The 22,546-nt window shown below is 70.6% G+C and carries 19 protein-coding genes; 14 read left to right on the forward strand and 5 right to left on the reverse strand.

Annotated features, from left to right (window positions below; genetic code table 11):
- Nucleotides 1-104: 104 nt before the first annotated feature.
- Nucleotides 105-236 (reverse strand): hypothetical protein, encoded by a 132-nt coding sequence (locus ABT009_RS02465; RefSeq protein ID WP_351289564.1) that lies wholly within the window; start codon nt 234-236, stop codon nt 105-107.
- Nucleotides 237-268: 32 nt separating this feature from the next.
- On the opposite strand from ABT009_RS02465, the gene ABT009_RS02470 reads away from it, so the two are divergent.
- The 12 genes from ABT009_RS02470 to ABT009_RS02525 all read left to right on the forward strand — a co-directional run bounded on the left by ABT009_RS02470 (nt 269) and on the right by ABT009_RS02525 (nt 14,769).
- Nucleotides 269-730 (forward strand): Lrp/AsnC family transcriptional regulator, encoded by a 462-nt coding sequence (locus tag ABT009_RS02470; RefSeq protein ID WP_351288698.1) that lies wholly within the window; start codon nt 269-271, stop codon nt 728-730.
- 431 nt (nt 731-1,161) lie between these two features.
- Nucleotides 1,162-2,475: an ABC transporter substrate-binding protein gene (locus ABT009_RS02475; protein ID WP_351289498.1), complete on the forward strand. Its 1,314-nt coding sequence runs from the start codon at nt 1,162-1,164 to the stop codon at nt 2,473-2,475.
- A 2-nt stretch (nt 2,476-2,477) separates the two neighbouring features.
- Nucleotides 2,478-3,434 (forward strand): ABC transporter permease, encoded by a 957-nt coding sequence (locus ABT009_RS02480; RefSeq protein ID WP_351288700.1) that lies wholly within the window; start codon nt 2,478-2,480, stop codon nt 3,432-3,434.
- Complete coding sequence (locus ABT009_RS02485) at nt 3,431-4,330, forward strand: ABC transporter permease (RefSeq protein WP_351288702.1); 900 nt, start codon at nt 3,431-3,433, stop codon at nt 4,328-4,330. Before ABT009_RS02480 ends, ABT009_RS02485 begins: the two co-directional genes overlap by 4 nt.
- Nucleotides 4,330-6,075, forward strand: a complete 1,746-nt coding sequence (locus ABT009_RS02490) for a dipeptide ABC transporter ATP-binding protein (RefSeq protein WP_351288704.1) — start codon at nt 4,330-4,332, stop codon at nt 6,073-6,075. Before ABT009_RS02485 ends, ABT009_RS02490 begins: the two co-directional genes overlap by 1 nt.
- 67 nt (nt 6,076-6,142) lie before the next feature.
- Entirely contained in the window at nt 6,143-8,194 is a 2,052-nt protein-coding gene (locus ABT009_RS02495; protein WP_351288706.1) for a CocE/NonD family hydrolase, read from the forward strand.
- The gene (locus ABT009_RS02500; RefSeq protein ID WP_351288708.1) at nt 8,191-8,832 is read left to right on the forward strand and encodes a TetR/AcrR family transcriptional regulator; all 642 of its coding nucleotides are present in this window, start codon (nt 8,191-8,193) and stop codon (nt 8,830-8,832) included. Before ABT009_RS02495 ends, ABT009_RS02500 begins: the two co-directional genes overlap by 4 nt.
- A 335-nt stretch (nt 8,833-9,167) precedes the next feature.
- Entirely contained in the window at nt 9,168-10,595 is a 1,428-nt protein-coding gene (locus ABT009_RS02505; protein ID WP_351288710.1) for an amino acid permease, read from the forward strand.
- A gap of 203 nt (nt 10,596-10,798) precedes the next feature.
- Nucleotides 10,799-11,944, forward strand: coding sequence for an ABC transporter ATP-binding protein (locus ABT009_RS02510; RefSeq protein WP_351288712.1), 1,146 nt, complete (start codon nt 10,799-10,801; stop codon nt 11,942-11,944).
- Nucleotides 11,941-12,651 carry an ABC transporter permease gene (locus ABT009_RS02515; protein WP_351288714.1) on the forward strand — a complete coding sequence of 237 codons (711 nt, stop codon included), beginning with the start codon at nt 11,941-11,943 and terminating at the stop codon, nt 12,649-12,651. The genes ABT009_RS02510 and ABT009_RS02515 overlap by 4 nt, the downstream gene beginning before the upstream one ends.
- The gene (locus ABT009_RS02520) at nt 12,648-13,316 is read left to right on the forward strand and encodes an ABC transporter permease (RefSeq protein WP_351288716.1); all 669 of its coding nucleotides are present in this window, start codon (nt 12,648-12,650) and stop codon (nt 13,314-13,316) included. Before ABT009_RS02515 ends, ABT009_RS02520 begins: the two co-directional genes overlap by 4 nt.
- 490 nt (nt 13,317-13,806) lie before the next feature.
- Nucleotides 13,807-14,769: an ABC transporter substrate-binding protein gene (locus ABT009_RS02525; protein ID WP_351288718.1), complete on the forward strand. Its 963-nt coding sequence runs from the start codon at nt 13,807-13,809 to the stop codon at nt 14,767-14,769.
- Nucleotides 14,770-14,921: 152 nt separating this feature from the next.
- Here the strand turns inward: ABT009_RS02525 and ABT009_RS02530 are convergent, their stop codons facing one another.
- Nucleotides 14,922-16,295 carry a carboxypeptidase regulatory-like domain-containing protein gene (locus ABT009_RS02530; protein WP_351288720.1) on the reverse strand — a complete coding sequence of 458 codons (1,374 nt, stop codon included), beginning with the start codon at nt 16,293-16,295 and terminating at the stop codon, nt 14,922-14,924.
- A gap of 179 nt (nt 16,296-16,474) precedes the next feature.
- On the opposite strand from ABT009_RS02530, the gene ABT009_RS02535 reads away from it, so the two are divergent.
- Both ABT009_RS02535 and ABT009_RS02540 read left to right on the forward strand, forming a co-directional pair.
- A complete protein-coding gene (locus ABT009_RS02535; protein WP_351288722.1) occupies nt 16,475-17,083 on the forward strand; it encodes a TetR/AcrR family transcriptional regulator in 609 nt (202 codons plus the stop codon).
- A gap of 206 nt (nt 17,084-17,289) precedes the next feature.
- Entirely contained in the window at nt 17,290-17,676 is a 387-nt protein-coding gene (locus ABT009_RS02540; protein ID WP_351288724.1) for a hypothetical protein, read from the forward strand.
- Between the two features lie 73 nt (nt 17,677-17,749).
- Here ABT009_RS02540 and ABT009_RS02545 read toward each other — a convergent pair whose 3' ends face one another.
- The 3 genes from ABT009_RS02545 to ABT009_RS02555 all read right to left on the reverse strand — a co-directional run bounded on the left by ABT009_RS02545 (nt 17,750) and on the right by ABT009_RS02555 (nt 22,428).
- Nucleotides 17,750-19,282: an ABC transporter substrate-binding protein gene (locus ABT009_RS02545; protein ID WP_351289500.1), complete on the reverse strand. Its 1,533-nt coding sequence runs from the start codon at nt 19,280-19,282 to the stop codon at nt 17,750-17,752.
- Nucleotides 19,283-19,284: 2 nt separating this feature from the next.
- Nucleotides 19,285-21,306, reverse strand: a complete 2,022-nt coding sequence (locus tag ABT009_RS02550) for an ATP-binding protein (protein ID WP_351288725.1) — start codon at nt 21,304-21,306, stop codon at nt 19,285-19,287.
- Between the two features lie 183 nt (nt 21,307-21,489).
- Nucleotides 21,490-22,428 (reverse strand): zinc-binding dehydrogenase, encoded by a 939-nt coding sequence (locus ABT009_RS02555; protein WP_351288727.1) that lies wholly within the window; start codon nt 22,426-22,428, stop codon nt 21,490-21,492.
- Nucleotides 22,429-22,546: the final 118 nt, after the last annotated feature.

Genomic DNA, 22,546 nt, shown 5'->3' on the forward strand with positions numbered 1-22,546 from the left:
CGGCCGCCGCCGAAATCCTCCCGCCGGCCCTGCAGCGCGTGCGAGGTGACGGCCGCACGGCGCTGGCAGCGGCTGGCGGACGCCGGTCTGGCCTGGGTGACCACCTACCCTCGGCTGTCCGACTCCCGGATCGTCGTGAGCGGCATCGTCGAGGTCGACACCGAGCCCGGGGCCACGGAGACGTTCGCCACCGCGGGGTCCGCCGCGAGAGCCAGTGCCACGTTCGCTGGACGCACGACTTGTCGAACTCCTGAGCACCGACGGCAGAATGTCGATACGCGACCTGGCGGCGGAGACCGACACCGGCCTCACCACCGTGCGCCGCAGACTCCAGTCCCTGCTCGCCTCACGCGCGAGCCTGCGCTGCGACCTGGCCCGGCCGCTGTCCGGATGGCCGATGTCCGCCGTGTACTTCGCGTCTGTGCCCGGCCAGTACCTGGACGAGACCAGCCGGGTCCTCGCCGACGTACGCGAGGTCCGTTCCTGCTCGATCACCGCAGGCCCGAACAACCTGATGATCGACGTCTGGCTCCGCACCCTGGCCGACGTGCACGCCTTCGAGGCACATCTCTCCCGCCGCCTGCCGCGACTGCACATCCAGGACCGGTCGGTGGTCCTGCGGACGGTCAAGCACATGGGGCGGTTGCTCGACCAGGACGGGCACTGCGTGGGGGTGGTTCCGCTGGGGCACTCCAGAGTCGACGGCACCGCGACGCCGATGTGGTCGTGAGAGGCCCCCAGGGCCACAGGTCACCGACGCCGGCGTAACGAGTCGGTTTCCCCGGTTAATTTCCGCGCTCCAAGGGTTGGCGCAGAACCATCGCCTCGTTATCGTTCACGGACTTCACTCAATCGTTCCGCTGAACGAATAACGGGAAGGGCGATCGGTACATCTCCGACATCCACCGTCCAGGACGGCGGTCGGTCCTTGCCGCGGCCACGGCGGGCACCGCGTCGCTCGGTGCGTCCTGGCTGCTCACCGGATGCACGGGTGCGTCGGCCGCCCCCGCTCTGCCCGCCGGTACGGCCAAGGGCGACCCCGACCGCGGCGGCGCCCTCCGCATCGCCCGGCCACCCGCATCCGAGGCCGAGACGCTCGACCCGGCGAGCGCCCTGTCGGCGTACGAATACCTGGGCGCCCTCTACAACCGGCTCGTCCGCATCGACGCCGACGGCAAGCTCGCCCCCGACCTCGCCGAATCCTGGGAGCCCGACGACAAGGCCCGGACCTGGACCTTCCGTATCCGGCGGGGCGTCACCTTCCACGATGGGCGGCCGCTCACGTCGGCCGACGCGGCCTACACCCTGCGCCACATCCTGGACGAGAAGACCGCATCGCCCCAGGCCGCCGTCCTCGCGCCCCTCGTCGACGGCAAGCAGCTGCGCACCCCCGACGACCACACCCTCGTCGTCCCCCTCAAGACCCCCAACGCCGAGTTCCCGAGCCTCCTCACGCACTACAACTGCTACGTCATCCCCGACGGCAGTGCCCGCGCCATCGGCCGCACCGGCATCGGCACCGGCCCGTTCAAGCTGGAGTCCTTCACTCCGGCCGGACCCGGCCGCATCACCGCGTACAAGGACCACTGGCAGGGCCGTCCGGTCCTCGACACCATCGACTTCTACACCGTCGCCGACATGCAGGCGCGTTCCAACGCCCTTCTCGCCGGGCAGGTCGACCTGCTCTCGCAGACCAACCTGGACTTCGCCACCGCCCGCGTCGTCGCCGCCTCGGACCGGGCCACCGTCGCCCGCGTCGAGAACGCGCAGTGGTACGTGCTGCCGATGCTCACCACGGAAAAGCCCTTCACCGACATCCGCGTCCGGCAGGCCATGAAGCTCGCCTACGACCCCGAGTACGTGGTGAAGGTCGCCCTGCAGGGCGCGGGCACCGCCGGCTGGGACAATCCCGTCCCGCCCAGCGACCCGGCCCACATCGCCGCCCACCCGCAACACGACCCGGACAAGGCCCGGTACCTGCTGAAGAAGGCGGGGCACGAGGGCCTGGCGGTCGACCTCTACACCTCCTCGTACGACCCGATCTTCACGCCCATGGCCCTCGCATACCAGGACTCTGCCAAGCGAGCCGGCATCCGTATCCGGGTCAAGACGGCCGCCGCGGACTCGTACTACACGCAGATCTGGATGAAGAAGCCGCTGATGGCCACCTACTGGTACACCGGACGGCCCGTCGACCAGCTCTTCACCCAGGTCTTCCGCAGCGGGTCCTCGTACAACGAAACCGCCTGGTCGGACAAGGACTTCGACGCGCTGCTCGACCGGGCCCGCCGCGAGACCGACGACAAGCGGCGTCAAGAGCTGTACGGCGAGGCGCAGACCTTCGTCATCGACAAGGGCGGGGCCATGACCCCGATGTTCGCCGACCGGCTCGTCGGAATCTCGCGGAAGGTGCGCGGCTACGCCGAGCACGGCTTCGAGTTCGACTACCTCGGCATCGGCCTGAAGGGAGCCTGAGCATGTTCTCCTTCGTCGCACGCCGCGTGGCCGCAGCCCTCGGCACCCTGCTCCTGTCCTCCGTGCTCGTCTTCCTCGCCGTGCAGGCCCTGCCTGGCGATGTCGCCACACAGGTCCTCGGCAAGGACGCCACCCCCGACGCCGTCGCCGCCCTCCGCGAGAAGCTGAAGCTCGACCAGCCCGCCTGGGAACGCTACGCCGACTGGATCCAGGGCGCCCTGCACGGAGACTTCGGGACATCGCTCGTCTCCGGCAAGGCCGTCGGCGGCGAAGTCGCCATGTACCTCGGGAACTCCGCCGTGATCGCCCTCGTGACGATCCTGTTCGCCGTCACCGGCTCACTGCTCCTCGGCATCCTCGCCGGCCTGTACCGCGACCGCTGGCCCGACCACCTGATCTCGACGGTGAGCCTCGTCGGGATGAGCGTCCCCGAGTTCGTCGTCGCCACCGTGCTGGTGCTCTGTTTCTCGGTCGCGCTGCCGGTGTTCCCCGCGGTCGTGCTGTACGGTCCCGAGGCGAGCGTCGGGCAACTCCTGCCCGCCGTATGGCTCCCGGCCGCCGCCCTCGCCGTCGTCATGGCCGCGTACATCGTGCGCATGTCCCGTACCTCCGTCATCGACGTGATGGCGAGCGAGTACGTGACCACGGCCCGGCTCAAGGGCCTGTCGACCTGGCGGGTCGTCACCCGGCACGCCCTGCCCAGCGCACTGCTGCCCACCCTCCACGTCATCGCCCTCAACGTCGCCTGGCTGGCGGGCGGGGTCGCCGTCGTCGAGAACGTCTTCAACTACCCGGGCATCGGCAAGCTGATGCTCTCCTCGGTGCAGAACCGGGACCTGCCCGTCATCCAGGCCATCGCGCTGATCAGCGCGGTCGTGTACGTCGTCTGCAACCTCGCCGCGGACCTCGGCGCCATGGCCCTCAACCCCAAGCTCCGCACGCGAGGGAGGACCCGATGACCACCCTGGAAACCCCCGCGGCCCCAGCGTCGGCCCCTGCCGAACGGGTCGCCGCAGCCACCCGCGCCTGGCGCACCCTGCGCTCCTCGCGCGCCGCCGCCACAGGCCTCGCGGTCGTCGCCGTCCACCTGCTGGTCGCCCTGCTCGCCCCCGTCCTCACCTCGTACGATCCCATCGCCAACAACGCCTCCCAGGCGCTGCTCGGGCCCAGCTGGGAGCACCTGGCGGGCACCGACCAGTACGGTCGCGACGTGCTGGCGCGCGTGCTGTACGGCGGCCGGTATGCCCTCGGCGTCTCCGTCGCCGCGACCCTGCTGACCATGGCCCTCGGAACGGTCATCGGATGCGCGGCCGCGCTGCGCGGCGGTTGGTTCGACGACCTCCTGATGCGGGTCCTGGACGCGGTCCTGTCCGTGCCGTCGATCCTGGCGCTGCTCGTCATCGTCACGGCGCTGGGCACCGGGCCCGGCGTCATCGTCTTCGCGATCGGCGTGGTCTACATACCCCAGGTCATACGGGTCGTGCGGGGCGCGGCCCTCGCCGTCGTACCTGCCGACTACGTGACCGCGGCCCGCGCCCGCGGCGAGAGCACCTGGTCGATCCTGCGGCGCGAGGTGCTGCCCAACATCACCGACGTGGTGTGCGTCGAGACCGCGATGCGGGCCTCCTGGGTCGTCCTGCTCATCAGTTCGCTGTCGTTCCTCGGCTTCGGCGCCGACCCGCCGACCCCTGACTGGGGCCTGATGGTCGCCGAGAACCGCACCGCCATCACCGTCGTCCCGATGGCCAGCCTCGCGCCGATCATCGCCCTGGCCACGCTCGTGGTCGGACTCAACCTCGCGGCCGACGGCCTGTCCAAGGCCTGGGGCGTCGACCGGATCCGGGAGGGCTCCTGATGACATCCGCATCCACCGCATCCACCGCCCCCACCACATCCACCGCAGCCGTGGTTTCCGTGGCCGGGCTGTCCGTGGCCTACCGCTCGGGCGGGCGCGAGGTGCCCGTCGTCCACGACGTGTCGCTCGAGGTGACGCCGGGCCGGACGCTGGCCCTGGTCGGCGAGTCCGGCAGCGGGAAGTCGACGGTCGCCGCGACGCTGCTGGGGCATCTGCGGCACGGGTCGCGGATCACCGGCGGTTCCGTACGCGTCGCCGGCAAGGACGTCTTCGCCCTTTCCGCACGGGAGTTGCGACAGCTGCGCGGCGGAACGGTCGCGATGGTCGCGCAGAACGCGGGCCACGCCCTGACGCCGTCCATGCGGATCGGGCGGCAGATCGAGGAGGCGGGCGGCGACGTCCCCGTCGTGGACCTGCTCGAACAGGTGCGGCTGCCGCGCCCCGCCGAACTCGCCCGCCGCTACCCGCACGAACTCTCCGGCGGCCAGCAGCAGCGCGTCGCCATCGCCATGGCCATCGCGGCCCGCCCCAAGGTGCTCGTCCTCGACGAGCCCACGACCGGCCTGGACGTTGTCACCCAGCGCAGCGTCCTCGACCTGATCGGCGCGCTGCGCGACGAACTCGGCCTCGCGGCGGTGCTGGTCAGCCACGACCTGGGAGTCGTCGCGCACATGGCCGACGACGTGACCGTGCTGCGGTCGGGATGCGTGGTCGAGGCCGCCCCGACCGGACGGCTGTTCGCGGCGCCCGAAGACCTGTACACCCGGCGTCTGCTGGCCAGCGTGCCGCGGCTCGACGACGAAGGGCTGGCGGTCGTCGGGGAGGCGGGGGAGCGGGAGGTCCGGCCCAAGGCGGAGGTGCCCTCCGACGCACCCGTGGCTGTCTCCGCGAGTGACGTCACCATCGACTACGGGTCGTCCCGCGCCGTGAACGGCGTCTCCTTCGACGTCCGGCGTGGTGAAGTACTGGCCCTCGTCGGCGAGTCGGGGAGCGGCAAGTCCACGCTCGCCTGGACGCTCGCGGGGCTCCGCACGCCCTCCGGCGGCACGATGGCCCACGACGCGGGCGACCTCGCCCGTCCCGCGCAGAAACGGCCGCTCTCCCTGCGGCGCAAGGTCCAGCTCGTCTTCCAGAACGCGGACACGTCGCTCAACCCGCGCCGCTCGGTCGGCGACGCGGTCCGCCGACCGCTGCGGTTCTTCGGCACCGCGTCCTCGCGTACGGAGGCCGCCACCCGCGCTCGGCAGCTCATCTCCGACGTACGGCTAGACCCGGCCCTCGCCGACCGGCTGCCCGCGCAGCTCTCGGGCGGCCAGCGGCAGCGCATAGGCATCGCCCGGGCGCTGGCCGGCGAGCCAGACGTACTGATCGCCGACGAGATCACCACCGCGCTGGACGTCTCCGTCCAGGCCGACGTCCTGCGGCTGCTTGACGACCTGCGGCGGGAACGGCAGCTGGCCTGCCTGTTCATCAGCCACGACCTGGCCGTCGTACGGGGCATCGCCGACCGTGTCGTCGTCCTGCGCCACGGGGTCGTCGTGGAGGAGGGCCCCACGGAGGCGGTCTTCGCGGCCACCGGGCACCCCTACACGCGGCAGCTGATGGCCGCCGCCCTCGAACCCGACCCGGATGCGCCGCCGTTGGCCGAGCCGGGCCCGGACTGGGTGGACGCGGCCGAGCCGGACGACCTGTGGACCAGCCACGGCAACGGCCACCGGGTGCGGCGCTGGCGAGCCGTGGCGTAGGCGCTGCCGCGCGCTTCTCCGAACCCCAAGAGCACAACTCACTCACCTGACACCGCAAAGGAGCCCCGTGAAGTACCGCGAGCAGTTCCCCCGCCAGGTCCGGCGCGAGGACGTCTGGATCCCCACCCGGGACGGGAGGACGCGGCTGCACGCAAGGATCTGGCGGCCCGTGGATGCCGAGACGGACCCCGTGCCCGCACTGCTCGAATACCTGCCCTACCGCAAGAGTGACTGGACCGCGCCCCGCGACGCCCAGCGCCACCCCTGGTACGCCGGACACGGCTACGCCTCCGTCCGCGTGGACATCCGGGGCCACGGCGACAGCGAGGGCACGCCCGGCGACGAGTACGACGCGCAGGAGCTCGCCGACGGAGTCGACGTCGTCAACTGGCTGGCCGAGCAGCCCTGGTGCACCGGCGCGGTGGGGATGTTCGGGATCTCGTGGGGCGGGTTCAACGCCCTGCAGATCGCCGCCCTCGCGCCCGAGCCGCTGAAGGCGATCGTGACCGTCTGCTCGACGGACGACCGGTACGACAACGACGTCCACTACACCGGCGGCGCCGTCCTCGGCATCGACATGCTCGCCTGGGCGGGCACCATGCTCGCCTTCGCCTCCCGCCCGCCGGACCCGGCCAATGTCGGCCGGGACCGCTGGCTGCCCATGTGGCGCGAGCGGCTGGACGCCCTCGAGCCGTTCCTGCACACCTGGCTCGCCCACCAGGAGCGCGACGACTACTGGCGGCACGGCAGCGTCTGCGAGGACTACTCCGCGATCGACGCGGCCGTGCTGGCCGTCGGCGGCTGGAACGACCCGTACCGCGACACCGTGCTGCGGCTCGTGGAACACCTGCCCGAGGACCGGGTCCGCGGGCTGATCGGGCCCTGGTCGCACCAGTACCCGGACCGCGGGCTGCCGCCGGGCCCCGCGATCGGGTTCCTGCAGGAGACCCTGCGCTGGTGGGACCAGCACCTCAAGGGCGCGGACACGGGCGTCATGCGGGAGCCGCAGCTCAGGGCGTGGATCAACGACCCGGTGCCGCCCGCCACGTCGTACGACGCCACGCCGGGCCGGTGGGTGGGCGAGGCGGCCTGGCCGTCCCCGTCCGTCACCTGGGACGAGCGGCCCCTGGGCGACAGCGGCGACCCCGTTCTCGTACGGTCGCCGCAGCACACCGGCCTCGACTCCGGCCGTTTCTTCCCCTTCGGCAATGCGAGCGACCTGCCGCCCGACCAGCGTGAGGAGGACGGCCGGTCCGTCTGCTTCGACTCGGCGCCGCTCGAGACGCGGGTGGAAATCCTCGGACGGCCGCGCGTCCGGCTCCGCCTCGACAGCGCCACGCCGCGCGCGCACGTCATCGCCCGGCTGTGCGACGTCGCTCCCGACGGCTCCTCGACGCTGGTCACCCGCGGCGTGCTCAACCTGCTGAGCAGGAATGGGCGCGACCAGGCCGTGGAGTGGACCCCGGGGACGTACGAGGACGTGGAGGTCGAACTGACCGGCATCGGGTACGCGTTCCCGCCCGGTCACCGCATCCGGGTCGCCGTCTCCGATGCGTACTGGCCGTGGGTGTGGCCGCACGGCGAGCGCGGCCGGCTGACCGTCCTTCCCGCCGACAGCGCCCTGCTCCTCCCCGTGCGGGATCCGGCGCCCGACGAGGGCCGGGAGCCGATCCGGTTCGAGGAACCCGAGCAGGCCCCGCCGCTCCCGGTGACGTACGACCAGCCGGCGGATCCGCAACCGGAGCGGCTCGTCACGCACGACGTCGCGAAGGGGGAGTGGACGCTGGAGGTCGACCCCAACTACGGGGGCTCGCGTACGTATCCCGACGGGCTGCGCTACGAGGAGAGCGCCCGCGAGACGTACCGCATCCGCACCGACGATCCGCTCTCCGCTACGGCCGTGTCCGAGTGGACGATCCGGCTGCGGCGCGGGAACGGACTCGGGCACGATCATGCAGAGGATCAGGGAGACGACTGGGACGCCGAGATCGTCACCCGTACGGAGCTGCGGGCCACAGCCGCGGACTTCATCATGGACAGTCGCATCGAAGCAAGGGCGAACGGAGAGACAGTGGCCAAGCGCGCATGGCACCGCACCACCCCGAGGACGTCCGCATGAAGGCCGCCAGGACACCTCGCCGTGCCGTCGCCGCCGCCGACCGCACCCGGCAGCCCACCGAGGTGCGCCGCCGCCTCATCGTGGAGGCGGCCGTGCCGCTGATCGCCGAGCGTGGGTACGCCTCGGTCGGGGTGCGCGACGTCGCCGCCGCGGCCGGAGTGTCGGTCGGCACGGTCACGTACCACTTCGGCAGCGTCCAGGAGATCCTCTCCGAGGCGATGGTGCTGCACATCGAGCGGTACTACGCGGCGCTCAGCGAGGCCGCCGTGCACGCGACCAGCGGTGCCGAGGCGCTGCGACTGCTCATCGATGCCCTGTTCACGGAGGACACCGACCGGCACTGGCGTATGTGGTTCGACTACTGGAGCGCGGGCGACCAGGAGCCGGACCAGGCCTTCGCCCGTGGCCAGGCCGCGCGGTACGAGGCCTGGTACAGCCAGATCCGCGCACTGGTCGAGCGTGGCGTCGCAGACGGGGAGCTCGTCTGCGAGGACCTGGACGGTTTCACGGTCCGCTTCGCCGCGCTCGCGGACGGTTTGGCGTTGCAGCGGCTGCGGCAGGCGCCGCCGCTGAGCACGGAGGACGCGCGTCGCCATCTGAACCGGCTGGTCGAGGCCGAGCTCGGAGCCGGCCGCTGAGGTTGCTGGATGCCGGTCGCTGCGGAGGGCGTGCTCGCGCGCGCCCTTCGAGACGTCGGACCTCGGTGAAGCCCCCGTCCCTCCGGCGAAGGATGCGCGGTCACACGGGCCCAGATCTGTCCGATTTTCGGTCTCAGGCATCGATTCAGCGAACATTCATCGGTGATTTGGTATGCGATGTCCGATAACCGACCATGGGGTGCATCCCCCCAGCGGTTCTCGCAGCAGGCGTGCGCCCGTACGCCGGGCCGCCGCTGCGCAGGCCGGGGGAGCCGAGGCCGGACCCGCGCGGAGTAGGCGACGGTTCCCAGCACGACGAAAGGCGCACCAACCCCATGCACGACACCGGAACCGTCTCGCCGTCGGCTCCGGCCCAGGCCACGCCCACCCCGGCCCCGGCCCAAGGCCCCGCCTCCCAGACAGGGCACGGCCCATCCCCCGAGCGGGAAGGAGGCAGCAGGCACGCCCGGCGCTTCGGGCTTCCGGTCGCCACCGCGCTGGTCATGGGCAACATCATCGGCGGCGGCATCTTCCTGCTCCCCGCGTCCGTCGCCCCGTACGGCACCATCAGCCTCGTCGCCTTCGGCGTGCTCACCGTCGGGGCCATCGCGCTCGCGCTCGTCTTCGGGCGGCTCGCGCGCCGCGACCCGCGCACCGGCGGGCCGTACGTCTATGTGCGCGAGGCCTTCGGTGATTTCGCGGGCTTCCTGGCCGCCTGGTCGTACTGGATCACCTCCTGGGTGAGCAACGCGGCGCTCGCCGTCACTGCTGTGGGCTACCTGAACGTGCTGCTGCCCCTGCACGGCTCAGAGTGGCTGATGATGACCGCCGCACTCGTCCTGCAGTGGCTGCCGGCCCTCGCCAACCTCGCCGGGACCCGTTACGTGGGCGCGGTGCAGCTCGTCTCGACCGTGCTGAAGTTCGTGCCTCTGCTGCTCGTCGCGATCGGCGGGCTGTTCTTCTTCGACCCGGACAACCTCGGTCCCTTCCAGGCCACCGAAGGCGGCGCGCTCGGCGCGGTCTCCGCGTCCGCCGCGATCCTGCTCTTCAGCTACCTCGGCGTCGAATCGGCGGCGGTCAGCGCGGGCGAGGTGCGCAACCCACGGCGCAACGTCGGGCGGGCGACCGTCCTCGGCACGCTCGGTGCGGCGCTGGTGTACCTGTTGGGCACCCTCTCCGTCTTCGGCACCGTCGCGCACGACAAGCTGGTCACCTCCAACGCCCCCTTCAGCGACGCCGTGAACGCCATGTTCGGCGGCACGTGGGGCGGCGCGGCGGTCGCCTGCGCGGCGCTGGTGTCGATCGTGGGTGCGCTCAACGGCTGGACGCTACTCAGCGCCCAGACCGCGTACGCCGCCGCCAGCGACGGTCTGTTCCCGGCGCGCTTCGCGGCCAAGCGACGGGGTGTGCCGACCTTCGGCGTGATCGTCACGGTCGTCCTCGCCTCGCTGCTGACGGTGTACAACTACACGGCCGGGACGGCCCGGGTGTTCGAGATCCTGGTGCTGGTCACGACCTTCACCGCGACCGTCCCGCACCTCCTGGCCACGGCGGCCCAGCTGTACTTCCTCTTCTCGGGTCAGCGCGACCGGGTCCGCCCGGCCCGCCTCGCCCGCGACGCCGTGCTCGCGCTGGCTGCCTTCGGCTTCTCCATGTGGCTCCTGGCGGGCTCCGGCTACTCCGCCGTCTACCAGGGCGTGCTGTTCCTCTTCGCGGGTGTCCTGGTCTACGCGTGGATGTCGGCCCGGGCGGCGCGCTCCTGACATCGCGGTCCGGGACCGGCCACCGTCAGCCGGCCAACGGCACTGAATCGCGCACCATCCCCTTCCGGCCCACCACCCGCCCGCCCCCGTCGCCCGCCCGCCAAAGTCCCGCAACACAACCGGTCTAGACTCTCCCCGCAACGGCCCGCGCGACCCTTTCCGCAGGCGGGTAGCTCTGCCAGACCCGAAGGGCATTCGGCGCTTTGATACGGATAGATTCAGTCACCAAGCGGTACCCGGACGGCACGGTGGCCGTCGACCGGCTCTCGCTGGAGATACCGGACCGCTCGATCACCGTCCTCGTCGGGCCGTCCGGGTGCGGGAAGACGACGACCCTGCGCATGATCAACAGGATGGTCGAGCCGAGCGAGGGCACGATCCTCCTCGATGGCGTCGACATCCAGAAGCAGCCGGTCAACACCCTGCGCCGGTCCATGGGTTACGTCATCCAGAACGCCGGGCTCTTCCAGCACCGCACGATCATCGACAACATCGCCACCGTGCCCCGCATGCTCGGCTGGGGCAAGGAGAAGGCGCGGGCGCGGGCCCGGGAGTTGATGGAGCGGGTGGGGCTCGACGCCGCGCTCGCCAAGCGGTACCCGTACCAGCTGTCGGGCGGCCAGCAGCAGCGTGTCGGCGTGGCGCGGGCGCTCGCCGCGGATCCGCCGGTGCTGCTGATGGACGAGCCGTTCTCCGCCGTGGACCCGGTGGTGCGCAAAGGGCTGCAGGACGAACTCCTCCGTATTCAGGAAGAGTTGGGCAAGACCATCGTCTTCGTCACGCATGACATCGACGAGGCCATCAAGCTGGGCACTATGGTCGCCGTGATGCGCACCGGCGGCAAGCTCGCCCAGTTCGCGCCGCCTGACGAGCTGCTGTCCGGCCCGGCGGACGCCTTCGTCGAGGACTTCCTCGGCACCGATCGCGGCATCCGGCGGCTGTCCTTCTTCTCCTCCGCCGGGCTCGAGCTGAAGACGTCTCCCGTCGTCGCCGTCGATGCCACCGCCGAGCAGATCGCCGCCGGCAGCACCCCGGACGTGCCCTATCTCCTCGTCACCGACCCGGAAGGCAAGCCGCTCGGCTGGAGCGAGCCGGACGACCTGACCGCCGGGGATGTGGTGACCGAGAGGCTCCTGCCCTACGGGCGGCCCTTCGAGCACGGCAAGGAGTCGCTGCGGGCCGCGCTCGACGGCGCTGTGCTGTCGCCGACCGGCTGGGCCGTCGCCGTGGACGGTGCCGGACGGGTCGTCGGCGTCGTATCGCAGCAGACCATCGGCGAGGCGATCCGCAGTGCCCACGCCGAGGGAAGCGGCACGGGACGCCGCACGGACGAGAAGGTCGCCGGATGAACGGCTTCTTCGACATCCCGAGCGACCTCCAGCACAGCTATCTCGGGCTCATCGGGCTGCACCTGCGGGAGGCCCTGCTGCCGGTCCTGGCGGGCCTGATCGTCGGGCTGCCGGTCGCGCAGCTCTGCGTACGGTTCCGCTGGCTGTACCCGCCGGTGCTGTGGGTGACGACCGTGCTGTACGCCATCCCGTCGCTCGCCTTCTTCGTCGTCCTCATCGACTACACCGGGCAGAGCGAGACCACCGTGATGATCCCGCTCGCCGTGTACAGCCTCGTCGTGCTAGTCCCGGCGATCGTCGACGGCGTCCGCTCGGTTCCGCAGGAGACGCTGGCCGCGGCCACCGCCATGGGCTTCGGGCCCGTACGGCGATATGTCCAGGTGCAGTTGCCGATCGCCGTGCCCCCCATCATCGCGGGCCTCAGGGTGGCCACCGTGTCCAGCATCAGCCTCGTCAGCGTCGGCACCCTGATCGGCAACCAGGGGGCCCTCGGCAATCTGCTCGCGGACGCGATGTTCTACCACCGGCCCGTGCTCGCGGTGAACTCCGTGGTCACGACGGCCGTCCTCGCCATAGTCATGGACGCCCTGCTGGTCCTCGTACGCGTACTGCTGACCCCGTGGATGCCGCGCGGCACCCGCAGGAAACCGAAGGCCGCACAGCGCCCCGAACCGGCCGCGCTCGCCCTGGAGGACGCCGTCCGGTGAACGTACTGAACTTCGTCAACGCCTTCTTCAGCGACAGCGCCCACTGGCACGGCTACGACGGCATCCCGCAACGCGTCCTCGAACACATCGGGTACTCGCTGATGGCGCTCGCCATCGCCGCCGCGATCGGGCTGCCGGTGGGCCTGGTGACCGGCCACACCGGGCGCGGCGGCAACGCGTTGGCCTTCATCGCCACCGCCGCCCGCGCACTGCCCAGCTTCGGCCTGCTCGTGCTGATGTTCGTGCTGCTCGGGCTCGGACTGCTGCCCGTGATGATCCCGCTCGTCGTCCTCGCCATCCCGCCGATCCTGGTGACCACGTACGAGGCCGTGCGCTCCGTCGACCCGTCCCCGGTGGACGCCGCTCGGGGCATGGGTATGCACGAGTCCCGGATCCTGTTCCAGGTCGAACTGCCCGTCGCGCTGCCGTTGATCCTGAGCGGTCTGCGTTCGGCGGCCATCCAGATCGTCTCGACGGCCACCATCGCCGCGTACGTCAGCCTCGGCGGCCTCGGCCGCTACATCGTCGACGGCCTCTACCAGCGCAACTACGAGAAAGTGGTGGGCGGCGCCACACTGGTCGCCGTGATGGCGCTGGCCACGCTGGCGGTGTTCTGGGCGGTCACGCGGATCGCGGTGTCGCCCGGGGTGCGCAGGAGCGGCTAGCGGTGGTGTACAACGGGCTGCGGGCCCGGGGCGGATCCTCCATCGTCCCGGGCCCGCCGTTCGTCATCGCCCACCGGCTGGTGACGCGGCCTGCCCGGGGTCTCGGGAATCTCGCGGTGCGCGAAGAATTCACATGACTGTATTCAAGTGATTCGGGCCGGTGCGCGACGACATCACGGATGATGTCCGGCGCCACCGAAGCGTCCTCGGGAACCGCTTCGACCGACAGCAACTACGGTGAAACCAGGGCTTATTCGGGTGATTCATCGCCGCCCGCTATGTTGAGGAGCGCTGCAGGCGCCTGCGTTTCACTGCCGGTCTCTGCGCCCCTTTTGCATAACCGGCCGCGCATCGCAGCCGATCAGTGACCAGACTGCACTTGACTGACCGAGAGGCGGCTGGCTTGGATCAACAAAGCGCGGTGTCAGCACGCCGCCCACCCCCTTGCATTGCCATGCGCCCACCAACCTCCGAACCCGGAACGGGAATTGTGACTTCTACCGCGAAGAGCAGCAGGTCCAGCACGAGACATCCTGGCGCGGCCGCCGTCGCGCTCGCCGCAGCGGCGGCGCTCCTCGCCGGATGTTCGTCGTCCTCCGACAACAAGTCCGACGACCCGCTTTCGGAGGGCAAGGCGGACGGCAGCACCGTCGTCGTCGGCTCTAACAACTTCGCCGAGAGCATCCTGATCGCCGACATCTACGGCGAGGCCCTGAAGGCCAAGGGCATCAAGGTCACCTACAAGCCCAACATCGGCAGCCGCGAGACTACCTACGGTCTCATCAAGAACGGTTCCATCACCGTCCTGCCCGAGTACAACGGCGCGCTGCTGGCCTACCTCGACCCCAAGGCCACCCCGAAAACGGTCGCCGCCACGACGGACGCCGTCGACGCCAAGCTGGACCCCAAGCTGACGCTGCTGGAGCCGTCCACCGCGCAGGACAAGGACTCCGTCACGGTCAATGCGGAGACCGCCAAGAAGTACAACCTCACCGAGAAGTCCAGCATCGGGGACCTCAAGGACATCGCGAAGGACCTGATCCTCGGCGCCGGGCCGGAGTTCCAGACCCGGCACCAGGGGGTGCTTGGCCTCAAGTCCGTGTACGGCCTGGAGTTCAAGTCCTTCAAGGCCCTGGACGCGGGCGGTCCGCTGACCCAGGCGGCGCTGAAGAAGAACACCGTGCAGGCCGCGGACATCTTCACCACGGACCCGACCATCACCAAGGAGAAGTTCGTGGTCCTCCAGGACCCGAAGAACCTCTTCGGGTTCCAGAACGTGCAACCGCTGGTCTACAAGTCGGGCCTGTCCAAGGAGGGCGTCGACGCGCTCAACGCGGTCTCGGCCAAGCTCGACACGGAGGCGCTGCTGGACCTGGACGCCCAGGTGCAGCTCGAGAAGAAGGACCCGCTGGAGGTCGCCAAGGCCTGGCTGAAGTCGGCCGGCCTCGACTGACGTCGGCACCTGGACACGACCGCTGAATGAGCGACGACGCGGGTGCCCCCCCGGATTCCCGGCGGGGGCACCCGCGTCGCGCTGACAGATGCGGCCTGGACGTTTCCAGTACGTCCCCCGGCCGTTGACTCCGTCCTATCGGAGCGCAGTGCTCAATGTGCCTGCTGCGGCACCCTGTCGTGTCGGCTGCGCAAGGCGAAGTCCGCCCGGACGACCGCCCCCGGCCGCAGCAGCTTCTGGTGGACCAGCGGATTCCGGCCGACGGACGCGACGACGATGTTGAGGTAGCCCTCGGGGAGCCCGGTAGCGGCGTACTCGCCGTGTTCGTTGGTCGTGGTCCGCACCAGCTGCCGCCCCTTGGTGTCCATGACGGTCACCGAGGCGCCACGGACGGGCTGCTGCTCGGAGTCGTGGACGGTGCCGACCAGCATCGGTATCGGCTCGCCGAAGTGGTGGGGGTGGACCGGGAGCGCGGTGGGTGTCGGCATCTCCAGTGCGGGGTCGTCCACCGGGGGCTCCTCGACCTCCTCCTCATCGCCGTCAGCGTTCTGTCCAGCGGCTCTGCGGTTGCGCAGCCAGGCGTCGAGGCCCAGCAGTGCGGCGCCCGCGGCGATCCATGCGCACAGCACCAGGACGGGCTTGAGGACCCCGGCCCCGTCGAAGTAGAGGACACCGCGCAGGGCGTCGACCGCATTGGCCAGCGGCATCACCGCGTGCACGTACTGGAAGAACGTCGGCAGCATCGGGGCGGGCACCGCGCCGCCACTGGTGGGGATGCTCAGCACGATGAACAGGCCCATGCCCACTGCGGGGAAGAACTGCCTGGTGAAAGGCGCCACGCCGGAGGCGAAGGTGGCCACGGCCGCGGTGAGCAGGAAGGCGATCGCCATGGCAGACGGGTCGGCGGGTATGTAGCCCAGCCCGCGGCCGATCAGGTAACCGACGACGCTGAACAGGGCCGCGACACCGGCGATCGTCAGCAGCTTGCGGCGCCGGTTGAAGGTCACCGCACGCAGCAGGGTCGTCGCGAGAATGTAGCCGGGCACGCTCCAGGCGATCCCGAAGTAGAGCAGTGTCGAGCCCAGCAGGTCCTTGCTCACCGTGGGCGCCACGTCCTTGACCGTGAGCTGCTGGTGGCTCCGGGCGGCGATGTCGGTGAACGCATCGCGGAGCGTCTGCTCGAGCGACATGCCGTTGGCCTTGGCCACATACAGCACGGGATTCCGGCTGCCGTCGACGAAGGCCGCCGCCGCGTCCCGGTCCAGCACCTCCTGCCGGGCAGCTTGGTCGTCGGCGACCGGGCGGACGTCGAAGCCGCCGGGGTACTGCCGGTGCAGGGCACTGTCGACCTTCCGCTCGACGGCCGGATCGGCGACCACCACCTTCACGTGGTGCGGATGCGGTGCGTGCAGGGCGGGGGCGAAACAGAACAGGAAGCCGAGGAAGAGGGCCAGAGGAAACCACGCTGCCTCGGCCAGGGTCCTGGCCGCGGACGGGCCCGGGGGTCGCTCGGTCTGTTCTGCCATGGGCCCTCCTCGGGCTGCTCGAACTGGGGCTGCCGGAATGACCCGGTCCGGTCCTGGTCCGGCCGGCAGCGCGAAGTGCCCATGATAGGCAAACTTGCAGCGCTGCATTTTTGCAGTACTGTAGTCAGTGTGGCGGACGACTGGCCGACTGTGCCGCCTCTTGGGAGCGTGACCAGCGCATGACGACGAGCCCTCCGAACGGGCTGCGCGAGCGAAAGAAGCAGGCGACCAGAAGGGCCCTCCAGAGCTCGGCAGTGGCCCTCTTCCGCCGACACGGCCCGGATGCGGTCACGGTTGAGGACATCTGCGCGGACGCGGGCGTGTCTCCCCGCACCTTCTTCAACTACTTCTCGACCAAGGAGGAGGCCGTCTTCCTCCTCGAGGAGGGCACCCCCGCCCTGATCCAGCAGCGAATCATCGACCGCCCCGCCCGCGAGACCCCGCTGGAAGCGATCCACGCGGTGCTCGCCGAGCGCCTGGGCGAGCTCACCACGGGCGAGATCCTGCTGGGCCGCGCGGCACTGCTGCGCGAGCGCCCCGAACTGCTCCCGCGTATCGCCCAGACCAATCGCGCGGTCGAGGACGCGGTCATCGCAGCGGTGGCGGCACGCACGGGCCTGCCGGAGAGCGACCTCTACGTCCGCACCACCGCGGCGGTCGCCTTCGCCGCCCAGCAGGCAGCCGTCGCCTGCTGGCAGCCCGGCTCCGGCGACGACGCGGTCACCCTGCTCGACAGGGCCGTCGACCTGGTCTCCAAGGGGCTGCCCTGGAAGCCACGGGCCCGCTGACAGGTGCCGACTCCACCGAGGTCCCGGAACTTCGCGTGACCCGCGGAACGCCGCGTCGGCCGGCGATCGGGTGGCTTCGTCGGACGATCTCACCGGGGAAACGGAGGGTCGGGCTTGCGTGTGGCGGTGAACTGACGCTGAGCGCGAAAGCGGGAAGTATGACAGCGTGATGCAGCAAGGCCTATGGGATCGGGGGAGCGATGTCCATGCGGTGGGGCCTGATTGTCGAAGAGACCGTCGGGATGGGTGACAGCAAGGCGTATTCGGCAAGGGTCTTGGAGCACTTCACCGGTACGCGTGAGGCAGCTCTGGCTCGCCTGGAGGCGTGTGCCCGCTCCTACACGGCCCAGCATCCGATGAACCCTGTCAGCACCCGGCTGTACCGGACCAGCGAGGGTTTTCTACTGGTCAACGAGGGTTCCATGCGCGGCTATGGCTGCCGCTTCTCTGTCGCCGAACTGCTCTACGACAGCGTGGAGGAGCAGCAGGCGGCAGCGGCCGCCCGCGAGGCGGAGCGGCAGCAGCGTGCCACGCAGAAGGCCGCCGACAAGGCGGCGAAGCGCGCTCAGCGCGGCTCTCGGTGGCGCCGTTAGCGTCGTGCGACGGAGAACCACCGGAAGAGGCGGGGCCCACCTGGGCGCGGTGGCCGCTGGCGCGCCCCGACCGCTACGGCCGCAGCACGCCCCGGAACGTGTACGTGCCGTTCGGCTCCATCCGTACCAGGGCCATCGGCTTGTCGTCCGGGTTGCCGTCCGAGCCGAAGGAGATCGGGCCGCTCAGCCCGGACACGGCCTTGGAACCACCGAGTTGAAGCAGCATCTGCAAGGTGGCTCCCGGGTTCACCTCGCCCTTGCCGTCGGGCCCCGCCGCGTTGCGCACTGCGACCCCGACCGTCCACAGCGCGTCGTGACCGAGGATGATCTGACCGTCCTGGAGGACTCGTTGGTCGTCGTCGGAGGCACCGCCGAACTCCTCGTGGTACAGGTTCAGGAAGTCGGGCAGCGGGTTGTTGGTCTTGGCGTACAGCTCCCTGGCGAGATCGGGGTGGCCGAGCGCCGTGTAGAGGACGGTGACCCGGCTGTCCTGCCATTCCGTACGGAATTTCTCTCGCTGCGAGTCGCTCGCCAAGGAGCCGTAGTACGCGCCGACCGCATCATCCCCGGTCAGCAGGGTCACCGGACAGCGGCGGTCCGGTGCCGACATCGAGTTGATGAAATTGCGGATGTTGATGCCGCGGCCCGCGAAGAACACCGCATCGGGCTTGAGGGCACACACCTTGTCGGCGACGGACGAGAACGCGTTCGAGACGCCGTCGACTCCGGAGAGGAATTCCAGCGGCGCGCCCTGCAGCCGCAGCCCGCGCTTCTTCGCGGCTGACTCGAAGGACGCGGAAAGGGAGGTGTTGTAGATGTCGTCCGTGTTGCGGTCGCGGATCACCGCGACCTTGTAGTCGCGGTCCTTCTTCTGCTGTTCCTTGAGGTAGTTGACGGCGCCGCTCGCCTGGTCCCGGTTGGGTGCCGAGACCCGGAAGAAGCCCGGCTTGGCGGCGCTGCTGAGACTGTCGGCGGTCACCGTCGCGCCCATCATGGGGATGCCGGCGGTGCGCAGCGCGTCGACCGCGTTCTGTGTGCCGCCGCGGCTCTGGCCGAAACCCGCGACGGCGACGAGGTGTTTGTCGTCCTTGGACATGGCGATCAGGTCGTCGGTGAGCGGCTTCCACTGCTCGGAGCGCAGACCGAGGTTGCCGACGAGGAGCCGGATCTGCGGAAGGTCGCCGCGGCCCGCACCCAACTCCGGGTCGTTCAGCTCACGTTGGGCGAGATAGGCGCCCACCAGCTCGCCGCGCAGCCCGTACTTCGCCTCCTCCTCGCCCTTCACGGTGGTCAGCGGTTCGACATAGGCGATCGACACGTACGGGGCGTCGGACTTCTCGACCCGGCGGTTCTCCGCCTCGATCTTGCCCATGACGTCCGCGAGGGAGTCGTCGAAGCGATACGAGCCGTCGCTGACACCGATGCACTCCTCGCGCGGGCCCTGCTTGAGGATGCCCGGCGCGCACTCCTTCTGGTTGTGCTGCCAGATCTCGTACGCCTTCCAGAGGCCCCACCCCGCGGCCGCCAGGACCACGGCGCCCACGGCGATCCAGAGGGCCGTGCGGCGCCGCGGGGGTTGCGGGACGAAGGGGCGGTCGTCGGTCATCGCTACCACCAGGGCTTCCTTTCGTACCGCTGGGCCATGCGCAGCAGCACATGACGGTCGTGCTCGTTGCCGATGGGCCGGCGCAGGGTGAGGAACTCCTCGGCGATGTCCGGGTACAGCTCGGCGTAGGGATCGCCGAGCGGATCCGCGTACGGCTGCGGGCCCATACCGTCGTGCCGCGGGTGCGCGGTGATCCAGCCGGCCGCGAGAAGGCGGGTGATGGCGCGCCGCGCGGCGTCGCCCTCGGCGACCCCGACGAGGCGTTCGTAGCGCTCGCGCGCCGGCTCGGGCAGGGCGCCGCCCCAGCGGGCGGGGGCCCGCTGGATCCAGGCCAGGTCGGCGCACCAGTCGTCGGCGCCGCACTCGTCGAACCGCTCCCTCAAGTAGTCCGCCGCGGCGCCCAGGTCACCCAGGGCCAGATCGTGGTAGGCGACGGCGCGCAGGTCGCCGCGGGCGCGGGCGGCCGCGCGCAGCGCGTGGTGCGCGCCCGTCCAGGTGTCCGGCTGGACGGCGTCACCCTGCACGGCGTCGAGGCGGCGCAGCAGCAGGAAGCGGGTAAGGCGGTGCAGCGCCGGCAGCTCTTCGTCCGGATCGGGCACGGTGCGCAGGTCGTCGGCGCTGAGGCTGACGAACTCGCGCAGCACCGGCTCCTGCCCCTCCCACAGCCCTTCGCAGGTCTCGGCGCGGCCCAAGGTGGTGCAGGCGGCGGTGCGCGGCAGGACGCGGGCCAGTTGTGCGGAGCAGTCGCGCAGCAGCAGGTCGAGCAGGGCGGGCGCGGCGGACAGCACCGGGTGCGGCTGGACACTGCCGTCAAGCGGGGCGAGGCACTGGCGTACCCGCTCGTCCCAGGGCATGTCGGCGGGCATGCGGCGCAGGGTGTCGAGGACGACGGCGGTACCGGCCGGGTGCCCGCGCGTGAGCTCGAACATGATCCAGCCGAGCCAGCGCACCGCGTTGTCGGCGCGGGGCAGCACAGAGCCGGGCGGCAGCGAGTCGAGCGCGGTGGCGGCCTGGGCCTCGACCTCGCGCCGCTCCAGGTCGCGCAACCGTCCGGCACTCAACAGGCCCGCCGACAGGGGCTGGAACTCCCCGTCCTGCGACCAGCTCTCACGGTAGTCGAGGCGGCGGCCGCCGCCGGTCTCGGCTCGCACCAGGGCCTCGGGCCGACGGCGGGCCGTGGCGACCACGAGCAGCGGATCGGGGCGGCCGGAACGGGTACGGGCGTCGAGCAGCAGGTTGAGGAAGGACTCGCCGACGGGCGAGTCGACGTTGTCGAGCAGGGCGAGGCAGTGCGTGGTGCGCAGCCGGTCGGCGCGCTTCGTCGCGTAGGCGCCGCGCAGATCGGCCAGGAAGGCGTCGAGCAGCACCCGCTCGGCCTCGGCGCGCTGGGCCGGATAGCCGTGGTAGAGACGGTTGACGCCGACCAGGAAGTCGGCCGTGGAGCCTCGGCCCGGTCCGGCAGCGGAGGTCTCCGAGAAGCGACGGCGCAGCCGCATCCAGCGGCCCATCCGCATTCCGCCCTGGACCAGAGGCAGAACGGCGGACGTCCACCCGGGCAGCCCGGCGAGCTGGGCGATCCCGTCGGCGATGCCCTGCAGTTCCTCGTACGAGTGCTCGCGGGCGCGGCCCTGCCGCAGGGCCTCGGCCATGTCGCGCACGGCGCGCTCGCGGCTGCGTACGTCGACCGCGGTGCCCACCGCGGCCAGCAGCGAGCCCAGCGCGGGAAAGCCCAGCTGCGGCAGCCCGTCGCGGTGAGCGCTGAGCTGGAAGGCCAGCTCGGTCAGTACGTCGATCCTGGTGCCGCCGCGCTCGCCGATGGGCGCCAGATCGAGCGCGGCCAGCGGGATGCGCTGTGCCCACTCGCGCAGCTGCCCCGTGAGCGCCGACTTGCCACTGCCGCGCGCGCCGAGCAGCACGAGCGCAGGCAGCGGTCGCAGCGGTCCCTGCGGTCTGTGCAGGTTCTCGGCGAGATGCCGGCGTATGGCGGCATCCCGCTCGGTTCTGCCGGCTCTGTCGTCAGCCACCCCACTCCCCTCGACCGGCCTCGCCTGACGGTTCGAGTAGGTATCAATTCCCTTTATTCGTAAGGGTATTCGGCGAGTTTCGAGCCTTGGAGTGCGGTGATCGGGGGAGTGTGGGGTTGGGGCTTCGGCGGCAAACACCTGGCTGCGACCGTCACCGTGGCCGGTGCCGGTCGCAGCTCCGCCTCAGGCGTAGACGGCGACGAGTCGCCCGATGACCTCGCCACGCTCCAGCTTGCCGACACCGTCGCCGATCTCGTCGAAGCCGATCTGGGTGATCCGCGAGGTGACCTTGCCTGCCGCGATGAGGTCGAGGACGTCGGCGCAGTCCTGGAGGGTGCCGGCCTGGGAGCCGAAGAGTTCGACCTCGTTGAGGGTGAGAGCCTGCAGGTTGATGGTGCCCTCGGCGACGCCGAGGCCGACCTGCACCACGCGTCCGCCGCGGCGCACGGTCTCCACCGCCTCGGACGTGGTCACGCCGAAGCCCGCGAAGTCGACGACCACGTCCAGTTGCAGGTCGGCGAACGCCTTGATGCTCGTGGCGACGTCGGCGGCACCAAGCTCGCGGGCGAAGTCGTGCACCTTCTCGTTCTTCTCGGCCACATAGACCTCGGCGCCCACGCCGCGGGCGATCTGGGCGCCGAGGGAGCCGAGCCCGCCCAGCCCGATGATGCCGACCTTCTGTCCGGCGCGCACGCCGCCCTGGACCATGATCGCGTGGTACGAGGTCATGCCCGCGTCGCTCGCGGCGGCCGCCTGGTCCCAGGCGATGCCGTCCGGCATCGGGATGACGAGGGACTCACGCACCGGCACCTTGCTCTGGAATCCGCCGTGGGAGGAGGTCCCGGGGCCCTCGATCGCGGCCGGCACGACGACCTTGTCGCCCACCGCGAACCGGGTCACGTCGGGGCCGACCGCTGCGACCACGCCCGCGATCTCATGGCCGAGGGTGATCGGCCGGTACGGAAGGAGCGGGGTGAGGGTGCCGTCGAGGAAACCCACGTCGCTGTGGCACAGCCCCGCCGCCCTGACCTCGATGACGATCTCGCCTTCCTGTGGGTCCGGCTCCGGGACCTCGTGGAGGGCCAGAGGTGCTCCGACCTCCGTGAACTGCCATGCCTTCATGCTTCCGGTCCTTCCGATGCCTGCCGGTCCGCGCTCGTGCCGCGTCCTCAGGAATAATGGTACTCGGTACCGAAAATAGCGCCGGTGGCAGAGCGCAGGGCCCGCTAGGCTCACGACG

The organism is Streptomyces sp. NPDC002896 (assembly GCF_040295225.1).
In the GTDB taxonomy this organism is placed as follows: domain Bacteria; phylum Actinomycetota; class Actinomycetes; order Streptomycetales; family Streptomycetaceae; genus Streptomyces.

Excerpts from the sequence above, each read along its gene's own strand:
- ABT009_RS02555 (WP_351288727.1), bottom strand. The coding sequence starts at position 22,428 with ATGAAGGCATGGCAGTTCACGGAGGTCGGAGCACCTCTGGCCCTCCAC.
- ABT009_RS02540 (WP_351288724.1), top strand. The coding sequence starts at position 17,290 with ATGCGGTGGGGCCTGATTGTCGAAGAGACCGTCGGGATGGGTGACAGC.
- ABT009_RS02535 (WP_351288722.1), top strand. The coding sequence starts at position 16,475 with ATGACGACGAGCCCTCCGAACGGGCTGCGCGAGCGAAAGAAGCAGGCG.
- ABT009_RS02490 (WP_351288704.1), top strand. The coding sequence starts at position 4,330 with ATGACATCCGCATCCACCGCATCCACCGCCCCCACCACATCCACCGCA.
- ABT009_RS02480 (WP_351288700.1), top strand. The coding sequence starts at position 2,478 with ATGTTCTCCTTCGTCGCACGCCGCGTGGCCGCAGCCCTCGGCACCCTG.
- ABT009_RS02485 (WP_351288702.1), top strand. The coding sequence starts at position 3,431 with ATGACCACCCTGGAAACCCCCGCGGCCCCAGCGTCGGCCCCTGCCGAA.
- ABT009_RS02505 (WP_351288710.1), top strand. The coding sequence starts at position 9,168 with ATGCACGACACCGGAACCGTCTCGCCGTCGGCTCCGGCCCAGGCCACG.
- ABT009_RS02500 (WP_351288708.1), top strand. The coding sequence starts at position 8,191 with ATGAAGGCCGCCAGGACACCTCGCCGTGCCGTCGCCGCCGCCGACCGC.
- ABT009_RS02545 (WP_351289500.1), bottom strand. The coding sequence starts at position 19,282 with ATGACCGACGACCGCCCCTTCGTCCCGCAACCCCCGCGGCGCCGCACG.
- ABT009_RS02530 (WP_351288720.1), bottom strand. The coding sequence starts at position 16,295 with ATGGCAGAACAGACCGAGCGACCCCCGGGCCCGTCCGCGGCCAGGACC.
- ABT009_RS02470 (WP_351288698.1), top strand. The coding sequence starts at position 269 with ATGTCGATACGCGACCTGGCGGCGGAGACCGACACCGGCCTCACCACC.
- ABT009_RS02515 (WP_351288714.1), top strand. The coding sequence starts at position 11,941 with ATGAACGGCTTCTTCGACATCCCGAGCGACCTCCAGCACAGCTATCTC.